Genomic DNA, 12,221 nt, shown 5'->3' on the forward strand with positions numbered 1-12,221 from the left:
TGCGGCGGCATCGGCGGCGGGGCCCGGGCGGCCCTGGCCCAGGCGGGCGTCCAGCTCTACGGCGGCGTGTCCGGCGATGCCGACCAGGCCGTGGCCGACCTGCTGGCCGGGAAGCTGGCCTTTGACCCGGCGGCTGAGTGCCACCACCACGACGAGCACCACGGCCATGACTGCGGCGGCCACCATGACCACCACTGCGGGGACCATGACCACCACTGCGGCGGCCACGGCCACGACTGCGGGGAGCACTAAAATGGAACAAGACCCCCGTCCTCACAGACGGGGGTCTTGCTGTTTTGCGGGCGGCAGGTTGCCGCCCCTGCATGCCCACAGAACAGCGTGGCCGCCATGCCTGCGGGCGCACACGCAGGTGCGCCTCTACTGCGGGGTGGTTTGGCGCGTCTGGGAAGCCGCGCCCCACAGAATGACATGGTGCATGGGCGCGGCTTCCCAGACACGCCCATATATTCCCCGTCATTCTGAGGCCGCAGGCCGAAGAATCCGTTGGCTCCCTCTTTGAGGGAGCTGTCAGCGAAGCTGACTGAGGGAGTGTTCCATCCCGGAACAGGACGGGAGAAGCGGATGCTTCGCTCCCGCTCAGCATGACGCGGAGAACAAGCCGTAGGGGTGAAACCCCTTCCCACATGGTCCAAACGCAAAAAGCGCCTGTCCGGCGATGCCGGACAGGCGCTTTGTCCTATCGTTTATTCCGCTGCGGGGGGCTTGGGCGGCTGTCCGCCGTTGGAGGGACGCCGGCGGCGGCGGTTCCGGTTCCGGCTGAAGGAGGACTTCTTCTCCCCGCCCTCGCCGCCCTCTCTGGGCGTCTGTTGTTGCTGCTGAGCCTGTTGGGGCCTGTCCCCCTTGCCCTTGTTGGGCCGACTGCCCCGCTGGCCCTCGCCCTTGGGCTTGTCCCCCTTGGGGGGCTGCTCCTTTTTCTTCTCGGGGGCCGGCTCCTGGGCGGGCTTGCCCTCGCCGCTCCCCTTCCGCCGCCGGGATCCGCCCCGGCTGCGGCTCCCCCGCTCCTGGGGGGCCATCTTCTTTTCACGGGTGGGCTGGGCGTTCTCCTCCGCTGCCTGGAACACCCGCTCCAGAGCCTCGGCCAGGGCGCTGCGCTCCTGGGTGGGGACGCCCCACGCCCCCTCCTCCCGGGGGGCCACATATCGCCGCCTGGCCAGCTCCTCCGGCGGCGGGGCCACATAGTCCTCCGGCCGCTTGCCCTTGCCGTTGCGGACCACGCAGATCTCACAGTTGCGGTAACACTTGAGGGCCTCCGGAGCGTCGTCCAGGCGGACCTTCACCTGCTCCTTGAGGAGGTTGACCTGGCAGACGGTGCCCACCCCGTCAGGGGTCTCCACAAAGGACTCCTGCTTGGGCAGCCGCTTGGCGGCGTCCTCATAGGCCTCCTGCTCGTACTTGAGGCAACACATGAGCCGCCCGCAGGTGCCCGAGATCTTGGTGGGGTTGAGGGAGAGGTTCTGGGTCTTGGCCATTTTGATGGACACGGGCTGGAACTCGTCCAGAAAGCCTGAACAGCAGAAGGGCCGCCCGCAGATGCCCAGGCCGCCCAGCATTTTGGCCTCGTCCCGGACACCGATCTGCCGCAGCTCGATGCGGGTGTGGAAGATGCCGGCCAGATCCTTGACCAAAGCCCGGAAGTCCACCCGGCCCTCGGCGGTGAAGAAAAAGAGGATCTTGTTTCCCTCGAAGTTGTACTCCACCTCCACCAGCTTCATCTCCAGGCCGTGCTCGGCGATCTTCTCCTGGCAGATGCGGAAGGCCCTGGCCTCCTTCTCCCGGTTTTTGGCCACGATCTTCTCGTCCTCCGCCGTGGCCACCCGGACCATGGGCCGCAGGGGGGGGACCACCGACTCGTCGGGCACCATGGTGTTGCCCTGGACGCACTGGCCGTACTCCACCCCACGGGCGGTCTCGATGATGACCCCCTGGCCGGACGTCACCTGGACGCCCTTGGGGTCAAAATAGTATTGCTTTCCGCCGCTTTTGAAGCGGACACCGATGATCTCAGTCATGTGGATAACCTCATATCTCAAAGTGAAAAGGAGCCGGCGCACAGCCAGCCGGCCACATGGCCGGCCCCCACATGGAAGTCCAGGCTCCGCCGGATCTGTTCCAGGCGGCCAATGAGGGCCATCCCCCGCCGGACCTCCCAGCGGCGGCCCAGGCCGGCGCAGACCTGCTCCACCGTCTCCTCCAGAAGGGCGCACAGGTCCTCCCGCTCCCATTTTTCCAGCCCCGTGCAGAATTCCAGGGCGCTGAGCTCCGGCCCCTCCAGCAGCAGTGCCGCCAGACGCCGAGCCTGGTCCTGGACCTCTCGGGTATGGCCGCCCCCCTCCAGCAGGGCCAGCCCCCGGCCAATGAGCCCCTCGCACCGGCGGGCGGCGTCGGCGAGCTCCTCGGCGGAGCGGTCCGGAAAGCGGGCGGCCAGGACGGCCTGGGCCTCCTCCTGGGTGACGGGGCTCAGGGCGATGCTCTCGCACCGGGAGCGCACCGTGGGCAGGATGGCCCCGGCATTCTCGGCCAGCAGCAGGAAGGCGGCATAGGGCGGGCCCTCCTCCAGCAGCTTCAAAAGGGCGTTCTGGGCGCTCTGGTTCATGGTGTGGGCGTTGGGGAGGAGATAGACCTTCCGTCCGGCCTCATTGGGCCGGATATAGGCGTCGGACCGCAGGGCGCGAACCATGGCCACGCTGATGTCCTTCCCATCCTCCCCGATGGACACGATGTCGGGGTGGATCCCGGCCAGGGCCTTCCGGCAGTCGGGGCAGGAGCCGCAGGGAGCCTCTCCCGCCCCGGAACACACCAGGGCCCGGGCCAGGAGCCCCGCCAGGGTGCGCTTCCCCGAACCGGCGGGGCCGGAGAGGATGTAGGCGTGGGAGAGCCCCCGCCCGGCAGAGAGCCGGCGCTTGGCCTGGGAATTGCCCGCCAGGACCTCCAGTCCCCGCATCAGGCCCGCTCGAACCGCTCGATGTCCACCACGAAGATGGTGGCGCCGCCCACAGTGACCTCTACAGGCATGGAGGGGTAGTAGCCGTAGCTCATCTCGGTGGTGGTGGGGATCATCTGTTTGCGGGAGTGGGAGTGCTCCTTGATGATGTCGATGACGGCCTGGACCTTCTCCTCGTCCACGCCCACCAGAATGGTGACGTTGCCCGCCATGAGGAAGCCGCCGGTGGTGGCCAGCTTGGTGGAGGAGAAGCCCTTCTTGGTCAGGGCGTGGGTCACGGCGTTGGCGTCGTCAAAGTTGATGATGGCAAGGATCAGTTTCATGGAAATCCCTCCTTGATGCAGACAGGCCCGTTCCAATACAGGCTGTTTGTAAGAACAGTGATTCCTATTTATTATACCCTATTTATATCAAATAGGAAAGATATTTTTTCTTCGCGCGAAAGGGAGACGGGGGCGGTACCGCATCGGGCGGGCGGCTGACAGCCGGGCAAGCCCAGCTTCGGAACGTCCCCTCATCCGTCTGGCCTTCGGCCAGCCACCTTCCCCCCTGTGGGGGGAAGGTTTCCATACCCCGGACCTTCCCCCTTCCAGGGGGAAGGTGGCGGCCTTAAGCCGCCGGATGAGGGTGGGCCGGGGGCTGCGTCCGGGCCGATGGGGACATCGGCCCCTGCGGGATAGCACCGCGTCATGCTGAGCAGAGCGAAGCATCCGCTTCTCCCATCCTGTTCCGGGATGGAACGCTCCCTCAGTCAGCTGCGCTGACAGCTCCCTCTTAGAGGGAGCCAACGGATTCTTCGCCTTCGGCTCAGAATGACGGGGGGAATGCCTTCCCCCTTCCAGGGGGAAGGTTTCCATACCCCGGAATGGAAAAACCCCCGTCCTGACGGACGGGGGTTTGGTGGTATCTGCTCAGTTCTGGTGCTCGCCCTTGGCATAGGCCACCACCGTGCGGCGGTTGGGCTCGGTGCCGATGGAGTAGGTGGTCACGTCGGCGTAGTCCTGGAGGGCGGTGTGGATCACATGGCGCTCGTAGGCGTTCATGGGCTCCAGCGTCACGTTCCGGCGGTACTTGACCACCTTCCCGGCCACCTTGCGGGCCAGGCGCTCCAGGGATTCCTCCCGCTTGGCCCGGTAGCCCTCGGCGTCCACATGGATGCGCACCCGCTTGGACTGTCCCCGGTTGACGGCGTAGCTGGTGAGCTGCTGGATGGCGTCCAGGGTCTCCCCCCGGCGGCCAATGAGGGCGCCCAGGCCCTCGCCCACCAGCTCCACCTTATAGCTGCCGTCCTCCCCCAGGGAGATGCGGGGGGCAGCCGATACGCCCATGTGGGCCATAAGCCCGGTGAGGAAGGCGGTGATGGCCTCGGTCCGGTCCCCGGCGGCGGGCGCGGCGGCCTCCCGGAGCTCCTCAGCCGGGGCGGCGGGGGCCTTCTCCGGAACGGGAGCGGGCTCCTCGGTCCGCTCCGGCGCAGGGGCCTCGGGCTCGGCCTGGGGGGCGGGCTCGTCGGGGACCTCGTAGGTCACCTTCACCTTGGCGGGGCTGCCGCCGATGCCGAGAAAGCCGCTCTTGGCCCGCTCCAGCACCTCTACGGAAACCTCGTCCCGGTCCAGGCCCAGCTTGCGGAGGGCGGCCTGAACGGCCTCCTCCTCATTTTTACCCGTGGTCTCGATATACTGCAACATAGGTCTTCTCGTCTCCTTATGTTGTGCGATTATTCCTTGTCTTCGGTCTCGGCGTGAATGGCCTCCACCTCGGCGTCAATGCCGGCCCAGGGGTCCCCGGCCTCGGCGTCGGGCGTCTCAGGGGCGGCCTCGGCAGACGCCGCAGGCTGGACGGCGTCGGCGGCAGCCGTCTCCGTCCGCTCCTCCACGATGCGCTCATCGGCCTTGGTCTCGGCGGCCGCAGCCTGGAGCTGGTCGGACTTCTTCTCCAGGGCCTCCTCCACGGCGGACTCATCCACCGGGGCGCCGGGGTCCTTGTAGACCGTGGGGCCCTCGGGGCTGAACCGGTAGGGGTCATAGGCGCGGCCACGGGCATAGGCACGGATGCCCACCCGGCTGACCTCGATCACGGAGGAATCGCTCTTTTTCTTCTCCTCGTGGGTCTTGGCCTTCTTCTTGCCGTGGTTGGCCTTGGCCTCGGCGATGGCCCTGGCCTTGCGCTCGGCGGCCTCCCGGCGGCGCTGCTTCTCCTCTTCCTTCTCCAGCCGCTCCTGCTCGGCCTTGGCGGCGGCGGCGGCCTCGTAGTCCTTCTTCAGCATCCGGCTGGCCACCAGCTCCTGTCCCAGGGAGAGGACGTTGTTGGACACCCAGTAGACGCTCATGGCGGCGGGCATGGAGTAGCCCACCCACAGAGAGATGAGGGGGGACATAATCATCATGGTCCAGTTGGTGGTCTTGGTCTGGGCGTTCTCCGGCTGGTTCTGGTTGAGCTTGTTGGTCTTCATGGAGACCACGGAGAACAGCACGCCGGTGCAGGCGGAAATGATGGGGATGAGGAAGGTGCCGATGGTGTTCCAGTTGAAGGGCCCGGCCCAGATCTTCCAGGTGGGCACGGTGGACAGGGCCATCCCCAGGAAGGAGAAGTTGAGCTGCTTGAGGTTGTCGGCAAAGGCGGCCACGGCGGGGTTATTTACCACTGCGTCAAAGTTCTCAAAGAGGACGTTGGAGGCCACCAGCTGGTAGTAGACGTTCTTGGTCGGGTCGATTACGGCGGGAGCGTACTGGTTGAGCACCTCCACAAGGGTATTGATCTGGTTTGGGTCCAGGCCCATCATGTACTTGATGGGCTGGCGGATGATGGCGTACAGGGGCAGCAGGATGAAGATGGGCAGCATGGACCACAGGCAGCCGCCCATGGGGTTGACCTTCTCCTTCTCATAGAGCTTTTGGATCTCCAGGTTCTGCCGTTCCCTGTCGTTGGCGTACCTGCGCTGGATCTGCTGCATTTTGCCCGAGAGCATGTTCATCTGGATCATGCTCTTCTTTCCCTTCAGGGAGAAGGGGAAGAGGATCAGCTTCACCACCACGGCGAAGAAGATGAGGGCAAAGCCGTAGCTGCCGGTCAGGTCGTAAAAGAGCTGGAGCAGCCAGGTAAAGGGTGTAAGAATGTAGTAAGCGAAATCCATTTGCTTGCCTCCACGGAAGATCTAGGCTAGGGCACCGGGTCGTACTCGATGCTCACCTGCCTGTGGAATGGCTGGCATTTGAGGATGCGGCGCAGCGCCAGCCAGCCGCCCTTCCAGGCGCCGTACCTCTCCACCGCCTCCAGGGCGTAGGCCGAGCAGGTGGGGATGAAGCGGCAGCAGGGAGGTCGGGCGGGGGAGATATGGTCGCGGTAGAACCGAATGAGCCGCAGCAGAAGGGCTTTCACTCCGCCGCCTTCCTTCGCAGGCCCAGCTTATCCGCCAGAGAGAGAAAGGACTTCTCCAGCCGGGCGTAGCTGGCGTAGACCGCCTTCACCCGGGCCACCACCACGATGTCGTACCCAGGCAAAAGCTCAGACTCGTGGAGGCGGTAGATCTCCCGCAGACGGCGGCGGACCCGGTTGCGCTTGACGGCGCAGCCCACCTTCTTCCCCACCGTGAAGCCCAGACGGTTCTCCCCCCGCCGGCACTTCCGGCAGTAGAGGGCCAGATAGGGGCTGGCGGCGCTCTTCCCCTTGCGGTAAAGGCGCTGGAACTCGTGGTTTCGTTTCATGGTGACGGTGAACTTCAAGGTCCGGTCCCTCCTGTTGACGGCGCGGGCGGCGGAAAACCGCCATATGCATTGCAGGGGCGGTGGGAATGCTTCCCCCGCCCCTTCAAGACGCTCTATTCGGTGGCTGCCGCATCCCTCTTACAGGGACAGGCGGGCGCGGCCCTTCGCACGACGGCGGGAGAGGACCTTCCGGCCATTCCGGTCTGCCATCCGCTTCCGGAAGCCGTGGACCTTGGAACGCTGGAGCTTCTTGGGCTGATAGGTACGCTTCATGTCTGAACACCTCCTGTAACGGTTCCTTAAGACGGGCGGGCCCGTCCACCACAACGGCCGGCCAGGACCGGCCGAGGTCGTCATATGGGTATACGTCCCCCTTGTTTCGGGACGCATCGAATATTATAGCCTATATTTTCCCCCACTGTCAACTACATTTTTGCTGGAATTTCCACATATGTCAAGGACTTTCCCTTACACACAACATGTTGTGGCCCCACCGCCGGGAGACCGGTCCCGCCCTGTGGAAAAGTGGGTGCAGGTGTGGAAAACTTATTGCTACTTCCTCATTTCTTTGTTATAATGTGTACGCGAACGTGCAACTTTTGGCCCCTGCGCGCCATAGATAGAAAGGCCCTTTTTCCGGGGCGGCAGCATCATCCTTGGGGAGGGCTCCCCAGGGGTGCTGCTTTTGCTGTCTGAAAAGGGGCTGCGAGCACCCAGCTTTGGGAACAAAGGGAGGTCGATACCATGAATTCCGCCGCTGATATCTGGTCCCGCGTGCTGGCCCTCATGGAGGCGGACATGACTGCCACCACCATCCACACCTGGTTCGACGACACGGTGGCCGTGTCCATGGAGGGAGACACGTTCATTCTCCACACACCCTCCGACTTCAAGCGGGACATCATCGTCTCCCGCTACCTGCCCCCCATCCAGAAGGCCCTCCACGAGCTCTTCTCCGCCGACTTCCAGGTGGAGGTGCTGGGCTCCGGGGACATGGAGCGCCGGCAGCGCGCCCCCAGCACCCGGGATGAGAGCTTTCTTCCCGGCACCGAGGAGTATACCTTTGAGCGCTTCGTGGTGGGCTCCTCCAACAAGTTCGCCCACGCCGCCGCCCGAGCGGTGGCCGACGCCCCCGCCATGAACTACAACCCCCTTTTCATCTACGGGGAGTCCGGTCTGGGCAAGACCCACCTCCTCTACGCCATCGCCCACAAGATCCACGACGACCACCCCGACTACCGCATCGTCTATATCAAGGGCGACGCCTTCACCAACGAGCTCATCCAGGCCATTCGGGAGGGCCGCAACCAGGAGTTCCGGGAGAAATTCCGCTCCGCCGACGTCTTCCTCATGGACGACGTGCAGTTTATCGCCGGCAAGGACTCCACCATGGAGGAGATGTTCCACACCTTCAATACCCTTTATGAGACGAGGAAGCAGATCGTCTTCACCGCCGACCGTCCCCCCAAGGAGATGCTCAAGCTGGAGGACCGGCTGAAGACCCGCTTTGAATGGGGCCTCATCGCCGACATCCAGCCCCCCGACTACGAGACCCGCATGGCCATCATCAAAAACAAGGCCATCCGCATGGGGGTGGAGCTGCCCGAAGCGGTGCTCCAGTATGTGGCGGAGAACATCACCGCCAACGTGCGGCAGATCGAGGGCACCGTCAACAAGATCATGGCCCTCCGGGACCTGGAGGGGAGCAGCATCGACGCCGCCACCGTCACCCGTGCGGTGCGGGACATGTTCAAGGACCCCACCGACATCATGCCCACCGCCGACGTCATCATCGAAGAGGTGTGCAGCTTCTATAACATCGAAAACAGCGCCCTCCGGGGCCAGGGCCGCACCAAGGACACCGCGCTGGCCCGCCAGGTGGCCATGTACCTCATCCGGGAGATGACCAACCTCTCCCTCAAGGAGATCGGCCGCGAATTTGAAAACCGGGACCACACCACCGTCCTCCACTCCATCGAGCGCATTGAAAAGCTGAAAAAGACCACCCCCGAGATCTCCGAGGTCATCAAGGACATCCGGGCCAATATCAACGCGAGGTACGAGTAGTAAGGTCCGTGCCCGGATGGCCTGCCCTTTGTAGAGGCGGCCTGGGGCCGCCCGCCGCATTCCCCTTCCGTCTCGTCATTCTGAGGCGGAGCCGAAGAATCCGCATTTCCGTCTCCTGACGGCAGGAAAAAGACGAGGATGACGGATGCTTTGCTCCCGCTCAGCATGACGCAGGGGGGGCATGGTACCGCACCGGTCTGTGGGCGGCAAATTGCCGCCCCTGCAAAACCGCCGCAGCGTTGGCGTAGGGGCCGATATCCTCATCGGCCCGGCCATCCGCGCTCCACAGACAGAAAAATGCTGCAAACAGCCATCTGCGGCGCTCCTCCCGCAAATGGCGGAAATCCTGCATGCCCCTGCATCATCAACCTGCAACTCTATGCAACTCATGTATAAATACTCATTCACCCCTGGAAATCGCCCCCTGTCGGATTCCACCGGATTTTGTGGAAATGTGGACAACTGCCTGTGGACAATTTTTCGCCCTTTTTCCCCTGTGTGGAAATCGTCGCATTTTGTCCACCGCCCCTGTGGACGCGCTGGGCCTGCTCTCCCAAGGGCTTCCGCGTTTTTTCCACAATATTTTATACTACGAGTACTATTTCTATCTTTTATCCTCTCCTCTCCTCAAAAACGAGCGGAGCACGAAAGGAAGGGAACCCACCCCCATGAAATTTTCCTGTGAAAAAGCACTCCTTCAATCGGCCATCGCCACCACGGCCCGGGCCGTCTCCCCCAAGAGCTCCATTCCGGCCCTGGAGGGCATCCTCCTGGAGGCCGGCGAGGAGCTCCGCCTCACCGGCTACAACCTGGAGACCGGCATCCGCACCGTGGTCCCCGCTCAGATTGACCGGCCCGGCAGCCTGGTCCTCTCCGCCCGGCTCTTCGGTGAGATCGTCCGCAAGCTCCCCGACGACGTGGTCACCTTCTCCGCCGACGGCTACCTGGTGAACATCACCTGCGGCATGAGCAAGTTCAACATCCTGGCCACCGACCCGGAGGACTTCCCCGAGCTGCCCGCCGTGGAGGATCAGAACAGCTTCTCCATTTCCCGGGACAAGCTGGGCTCCATGATCCGGCAGACCATCTTTGCCGTCAGCGACAACGAGTCCCGGCCCATCCACACCGGTTCCCTCTTTGAAGTGGGGGCCGACGGCCTCACCATGGTGAGCGTGGACGGCTACCGGCTGGCCCTCCGCCACGAGGCCATTCTGGAAAAGGACGGGGCCCCCTCCTTCTCCTTCGTGGTGCCCGGCTCCGCCCTGGGCGAGGTGGAGAAGATCTGCTCCGACAGCCAGGATGAGGCCCTGGTCATCGAGGGAGACCGCCATGTCATGTTCCGCATGGGGGACACCATGCTGGTCTCCCGCCGGCTGGAGGGCGAGTTTTTGGCCTATCGCCAGGCCATCCCCCGGAACAACGCCATCAAGGTGGTGGGCGAAAAGCGCACCCTCCTCACCTCCATCGACCGGGTGAGCCTTATCATCTCCGACAAGCTCAAATCCCCCCTGCGCTGCGTCTTCGGGGACAATGTGCTGCATATCACCACCAAGACCGGCATCGGCGACGCCGCCGACCAGTGCCCCATCGAGGGCGACGGCCAGGAACTGGAGATCGGCTTCAACAACCGCTATCTCATGGACGCCCTCAAGGCCGCCCCCACCGACAAGGTGCGGCTGGAGCTCAGCTCCGGGGTGGCCCCCTGCGTCATCCTCCCCGCCGAGGGGGAGGAAAACTTCCTCTATATGGTGCTGCCCGTGCGGCTGAAGGCGGGAGAGTGACCCAAAATCGGCCCCGCCGCCCCCCTTTTGACCGGGAAAACGGCTGGGCACGGCCCGTTCCGGGCAGAATGACCGGGGAACGGGCCGGATATCAACCGAGAGAAGACGGAGGAAGACCATGCAGAGACAGACCGTAAAGATCCAGACCGAATTCATCAAGCTGGACGCCCTTTTGAAGTTTGCCGGGGTCACCGAGACCGGCGGCGAGGCCAAGGAGGCCGTCCAGGCCGGCGACGTGCAGGTCAACGGCGAGGTGTGCACCATGCGGGGCAAAAAGCTGCGCCCCGGAGACGTGGTCACCCTGGAGGGTGTGGAGCTCACCATCCAATGAGGGTGGACGCCCTGGCCCTGGAGGATTTTCGCAACTACCGCCGCCTGGAGGCGGCCTTCTCCCCCGGGGTCAACGTGATCTGCGGGGAGAATGCCCAGGGCAAGACCAACCTCCTGGAGGCGGTGGCCTACCTCTCCACCGCCGCCTCCCACCGGGCCCGGTATGACCGGGAGCTCATCCGGCTGGATGCCGACGCCGCCCAGGTCCGGGCCACGGTGGAGGCCCGGCAGCGGACCTTCCAGCTGGAGGCCCGGCTGCGCCGGGGCCAGCGGCGGCAGCTCTTCTCCAACGGGGTCAAGCTCAAGACCGCCGGGGAGCTCTCTGGCGTCCTCCAGACCGTCCTCTTCTGCCCCGAGGACCTCTCCCTCATCCGGGCGGGGGCAGCCGAGCGGCGGAGATTCCTGGACGAGTGCATCTGCCAGCTCCGGCCCCGGTACGCCGCCGCCCTGGGACAGTACCGGCGGCTTTATGAGCACAAGACCCGCATCCTCCGGGACTGGGAGGAAAAGCCCGCCCTGCTGGATACCCTGGACGACTTCAGCTTCCAGATGGCCCAGGCGGGGGCGGTGCTCATCCACTACCGGGCCCACTTCTTAAAGCGGCTCCGGGAGACGGCTGCCGCCGTCCACGCCGACTTCTCCGGCGGGCGTGAGCAGCTGGAGTTGGGTTATGCCACCGTGAGCACCGTGGCCGACCCACTGGGGCCCACCCGGGACCTGCTGGAGGCGGTGCTTGAGCACCAGCGCGCCCACCGGCAGGCCGAGCTGGAGGCCCGGCAGTGCCTCACCGGCCCCCACAAGGACGACCTCCTTGTCCGGGTGAACGGCCTGGAGGCCAAGACCTACGCCTCCCAGGGCCAGACCCGCACCGCCGCCCTCTCCCTGAAGCTGGGCTGCCGGGAGATCTTTTACCGGGACACCGGGGAGTGGCCGGTGCTGCTGCTGGACGACGTGCTCAGCGAGCTGGACCGCCGCCGGCAGGAATTCGTCCTCCACCGCATCACCGGCGGCCAGGTCTTTATTACCTGCTGTGAAGACGAGGGATTGGAGTGCCTGGACCAGGGGGCCGTCTTCCGCATCCACGGCGGGGAATTGATCTAAAAGACCTTCCCCCCTGCGGGGGGGAGGTGGCTGGCCGAAGGCCAGACGGATGAGGGGGCGTTGGAAGGAAGAAAAAGGCGGATATTCTATCCCACGCACCCTCATCCGTCATTTGCTTCGCAAATGCCACCTTCTCCCTGCGAGGGAGAAGGTTTGCGGACCGATGAGGACATCGGCCCCTACGCCGGCGTTGCGGCGGTTTTGCAGGGGCGGCAATCTGCCGCCCGCAGACCGGGTGCGGTATCACACCCCTGCGTCATGCTGAGCGGGAGCGAAGCA

11 protein-coding genes and 2 pseudogenes are annotated in these 12,221 nt (G+C 64.6%); 5 read left to right on the forward strand and 8 right to left on the reverse strand.

The features are described from left to right. Window positions 1-252, forward strand: a pseudogene (locus Q0Y09_RS03475) (dinitrogenase iron-molybdenum cofactor biosynthesis protein); the annotation flags it as partial. 971 nt (window positions 253-1,223) lie between these two features. Here Q0Y09_RS03475 and Q0Y09_RS03480 read toward each other — a convergent pair. The 8 genes and pseudogenes from Q0Y09_RS03480 to rpmH all read right to left on the reverse strand — a co-directional run. Further along, window positions 1,224-2,030: pseudogene (locus Q0Y09_RS03480) on the reverse strand (stage 0 sporulation family protein); the annotation flags it as partial. A 17-nt stretch (window positions 2,031-2,047) separates the two neighbouring features. Further along, window positions 2,048-2,962 (reverse strand): DNA polymerase III subunit, encoded by a 915-nt coding sequence (locus Q0Y09_RS03485; RefSeq protein WP_297717673.1) that lies wholly within the window; start codon window positions 2,960-2,962, stop codon window positions 2,048-2,050. Beyond that, window positions 2,962-3,285, reverse strand: a complete 324-nt coding sequence (locus Q0Y09_RS03490) for a cyclic-di-AMP receptor (protein WP_033117614.1) — start codon at window positions 3,283-3,285, stop codon at window positions 2,962-2,964. The genes Q0Y09_RS03485 and Q0Y09_RS03490 overlap by 1 nt, the downstream gene beginning before the upstream one ends. Before the next feature lie 588 nt (window positions 3,286-3,873). Beyond that, complete coding sequence (gene jag, locus Q0Y09_RS03495; protein ID WP_297717677.1) at window positions 3,874-4,647, reverse strand: RNA-binding cell elongation regulator Jag/EloR; 774 nt, start codon at window positions 4,645-4,647, stop codon at window positions 3,874-3,876. Between the two features lie 29 nt (window positions 4,648-4,676). Beyond that, window positions 4,677-6,092, reverse strand: coding sequence for a YidC/Oxa1 family membrane protein insertase (gene yidC, locus Q0Y09_RS03500; RefSeq protein WP_297717680.1), 1,416 nt, complete (start codon window positions 6,090-6,092; stop codon window positions 4,677-4,679). 26 nt (window positions 6,093-6,118) lie between these two features. Continuing rightward, complete coding sequence (gene yidD, locus Q0Y09_RS03505; RefSeq protein ID WP_297717683.1) at window positions 6,119-6,337, reverse strand: membrane protein insertion efficiency factor YidD; 219 nt, start codon at window positions 6,335-6,337, stop codon at window positions 6,119-6,121. Continuing rightward, window positions 6,334-6,681, reverse strand: coding sequence for a ribonuclease P protein component (gene rnpA, locus Q0Y09_RS03510; protein WP_297717686.1), 348 nt, complete (start codon window positions 6,679-6,681; stop codon window positions 6,334-6,336). The genes yidD and rnpA overlap by 4 nt, the downstream gene beginning before the upstream one ends. A gap of 120 nt (window positions 6,682-6,801) precedes the next feature. Next, window positions 6,802-6,936, reverse strand: coding sequence for a 50S ribosomal protein L34 (gene rpmH, locus Q0Y09_RS03515; protein ID WP_297717689.1), 135 nt, complete (start codon window positions 6,934-6,936; stop codon window positions 6,802-6,804). 471 nt (window positions 6,937-7,407) lie between these two features. Between rpmH and dnaA the strand changes: the two genes are divergently transcribed. The 4 genes from dnaA (at window position 7,408) to recF (ending at window position 11,942) form a co-directional block, all read left to right on the forward strand. Continuing rightward, window positions 7,408-8,730, forward strand: coding sequence for a chromosomal replication initiator protein DnaA (gene dnaA, locus Q0Y09_RS03520; protein WP_297717691.1), 1,323 nt, complete (start codon window positions 7,408-7,410; stop codon window positions 8,728-8,730). Between the two features lie 668 nt (window positions 8,731-9,398). Further along, window positions 9,399-10,511, forward strand: a complete 1,113-nt coding sequence (dnaN, locus tag Q0Y09_RS03525; RefSeq protein ID WP_297717694.1) for a DNA polymerase III subunit beta — start codon at window positions 9,399-9,401, stop codon at window positions 10,509-10,511. Window positions 10,512-10,629: 118 nt separating this feature from the next. After that, on the forward strand, window positions 10,630-10,842 hold the full coding sequence (locus Q0Y09_RS03530; protein ID WP_297717697.1) for an RNA-binding S4 domain-containing protein: 213 nt from the start codon (window positions 10,630-10,632) through the stop codon (window positions 10,840-10,842). Then, window positions 10,839-11,942: a DNA replication/repair protein RecF gene (recF, locus tag Q0Y09_RS03535; protein ID WP_297717699.1), complete on the forward strand. Its 1,104-nt coding sequence runs from the start codon at window positions 10,839-10,841 to the stop codon at window positions 11,940-11,942. The genes Q0Y09_RS03530 and recF overlap by 4 nt, the downstream gene beginning before the upstream one ends. Window positions 11,943-12,221: the final 279 nt, after the last annotated feature.

The sequence above is a fragment of the Intestinimonas sp. genome (assembly GCF_026169115.1).
Lineage (GTDB): Bacteria > Bacillota > Clostridia > Oscillospirales > Oscillospiraceae > Intestinimonas.

Bases quoted from the DNA above. Each gene is read 5' to 3' on its own strand.
- dnaA (WP_297717691.1), top strand. From the start codon at position 7,408: ATGAATTCCGCCGCTGATATCTGGTCCCGCGTGCTGGCCCTCATGGAG.
- Q0Y09_RS03530 (WP_297717697.1), top strand. From the start codon at position 10,630: ATGCAGAGACAGACCGTAAAGATCCAGACCGAATTCATCAAGCTGGAC.
- yidC (WP_297717680.1), bottom strand. From the start codon at position 6,092: ATGGATTTCGCTTACTACATTCTTACACCCTTTACCTGGCTGCTCCAG.
- jag (WP_297717677.1), bottom strand. From the start codon at position 4,647: ATGTTGCAGTATATCGAGACCACGGGTAAAAATGAGGAGGAGGCCGTT.
- Q0Y09_RS03485 (WP_297717673.1), bottom strand. From the start codon at position 2,962: ATGCGGGGACTGGAGGTCCTGGCGGGCAATTCCCAGGCCAAGCGCCGG.
- Q0Y09_RS03490 (WP_033117614.1), bottom strand. From the start codon at position 3,285: ATGAAACTGATCCTTGCCATCATCAACTTTGACGACGCCAACGCCGTG.
- recF (WP_297717699.1), top strand. From the start codon at position 10,839: ATGAGGGTGGACGCCCTGGCCCTGGAGGATTTTCGCAACTACCGCCGC.
- rpmH (WP_297717689.1), bottom strand. From the start codon at position 6,936: ATGAAGCGTACCTATCAGCCCAAGAAGCTCCAGCGTTCCAAGGTCCAC.
- dnaN (WP_297717694.1), top strand. From the start codon at position 9,399: ATGAAATTTTCCTGTGAAAAAGCACTCCTTCAATCGGCCATCGCCACC.